This window comes from Ideonella sp. P3_A4 (assembly GCF_056403075.1).
Genome location: NZ_JBFUGE010000897.1, coordinates 1 through 1,922, shown reverse-complemented (window position 1 = coordinate 1,922; position 1,922 = coordinate 1). Strand labels below are relative to the sequence as shown.

General features: G+C 65.8%; 3 protein-coding genes. 1 reads left to right on the top strand and 2 read right to left on the bottom strand.

Going from position 1 to position 1,922, the window contains the following annotated elements; translation table 11 throughout:
- Positions 1-181: 181 nt before the first annotated feature.
- A complete protein-coding gene (locus tag AC1DYI_RS34190) occupies positions 182-1,327 on the top strand; it encodes an Lcl C-terminal domain-containing protein (RefSeq protein WP_477208553.1) in 1,146 nt (381 codons plus the stop codon).
- A gap of 87 nt (positions 1,328-1,414) precedes the next feature.
- On the opposite strand, the gene AC1DYI_RS34185 is transcribed toward AC1DYI_RS34190, so the two are convergent.
- Together AC1DYI_RS34185 and AC1DYI_RS34180 are read right to left on the bottom strand one after the other, a co-directional pair.
- Entirely contained in the window at positions 1,415-1,621 is a 207-nt protein-coding gene (locus AC1DYI_RS34185) for a hypothetical protein (RefSeq protein WP_477208552.1), read from the bottom strand.
- 56 nt (positions 1,622-1,677) lie between these two features.
- Positions 1,678-1,922 (bottom strand): S8 family serine peptidase (locus AC1DYI_RS34180; protein ID WP_477208551.1); only part of this gene is annotated, 245 nt, incomplete at its 5' end.

Sequence of the window (1,922 nt, the reverse complement as noted above, 5' to 3'; positions counted from 1 at the left end):
AAAGAGTCATTCGTGATGCTGGCCTCAGCCGAAGTTCGGCGGGCCGTCGAGTTAGGGGCCTGTCCTTTTTCGAGGCGTGGATCCCCCCATACTGCGAGTCCTAACCATCAGAGAGGGTGCACTCGACATGTTTCACTTTGAAATCCGCCCGGCCGGTCCCGAATCACGACCGCCGCGGTCCATGGCGAAACGCGGCCTGTCATGGGCCGTGCTGGTCGCCGTCTTGCCCGCTGTGCCCACCCTCGGCATCGGCGCTGAACTCGACACCCAAGCCGTCCGCAAAGCCAGCCTCAACGACACCGGCCTGACCCAGTGTGTGGTCTTCGACGAAGACCAGGGCAACTACATCTTCACCCCCAAATGCTCGGGCACCGGGCACGACGGCGAGTTTGGCCGTGATGCCTTGTTGCCTCGCAATGGCGATGGTCACACCGGCTTCAGCTTCGAGAAGATTGGCGCGAACGGCGAGGTGCTGCCGCGCAGCGCCACCAGCTGGGCCTGCGTGCGCGACAAGGTCACCGGCTCGATGTGGGAGGTCAAGACCCAGGACGGCGGCCCGCGCGATGTCGGCGCCCGCTTCACGAACCTGGGCAACGGCAAGGCGGGCGACGCGAGCGCCTATGTGACGACGGTGAACGCCGCCGGCTTGTGCGGCGCCCATGACTGGCGCTTGCCGAACCGGCGCGAAATGGAAAGCCTGGTCGACTTCAGCGTGCCCCAAGGCGGCCCGATGATCGACGGCGCGTGGTTCCCCAACTCCGCGTCGGACTTCCATTGGACCTCGACCAGCGCCCAGATCAACGGCGGCAGCGCGGATTACCGCTGGGCTGTCAGCTACTACAACGGCGAATCCATCTGGTACGGCGGCGAGTTCGGCAACTTTGCCGTCCGCTTGGTGCGTCTGGGCAAGGCGATCCCGGCCCATCGCTGGCTGATTGATGGAGCGGAGGTGCGGGACAAGTCCACCAGCCTGATCTGGCGCCGCTGCGCCGAGGGTCAGACCTGGACGGGCCAGACGTGCAGTGGGACCTCGACAACGTTCTTGATGAATTCGTCGGCGTTTGACCAAGCCAAGGCGCAGGCGAGTTCGAGCGGCAAGGCTTGGCGGGTGCCGAATGTGAAGGAACTGGCCAGCCTGGTCGACCCGCGCGTGAACCGTCCGTCGATCGACCAGTCGATCTTTCCAGGCTTTCAGACCGAGATCTACCACACGGCTACGCACTGGACGGAGAACCTGGTCTACACCTGGCGGGTCTGGTTTGCCGAAGGCGGCRTGACGCGCGACCATTGGGGCGGCAAACTGCTGCTGGTGCGCGACGCTGATTGATGTGCCGCATGGTCATGCCGCGGGAGCGTTGCATGACCTGAAATGACGAAGGGCCCTGTGTAGGGCCCTTCGTTCGGGTGATCGGTCTCAGCGTGCTGCCGCGTACTTGGCTCGCGCCAGCGGCGCCTTCTCGGGCAACCGGGCGGCCAGGCGTTCGAGGCCGTATCGCCACTCCGGCAGTGCTTCGGCCACCTTGGCGGCCTTGGCGGGTGTGGTTTCCACCAGCATTTGGCCGGCGGCGGTGCGTACGACCGTCGCGCCCATTGACGTGGCTGTCTTCTTCGCGGYCGTCACCGCTTTGGTGTCCAGGCTCCGCGGCAAATGAAACACATACCTTGCCATGGGCTCAATTATCGCGCCAGCCCCTTGCCTTGCATAGTCGCGGGCAATCTCAGGTCTTCGGCGTGGTCGGTGGCCAGCGCCAGGATGGCCTCGGCGCGCCGGGCGTCGCGTGGCATTTGCAGCACCGGGCTGGCCGCCAACCGCCTGGCCAGCACGCCGGTGGCCACCGGCGTTGCCATCGAGGTGCCCGACATCACGCCGCCAGCACGCCGGTGGCCACCGGCGTTGCCATCGAGGTGCCCGACATCACGCC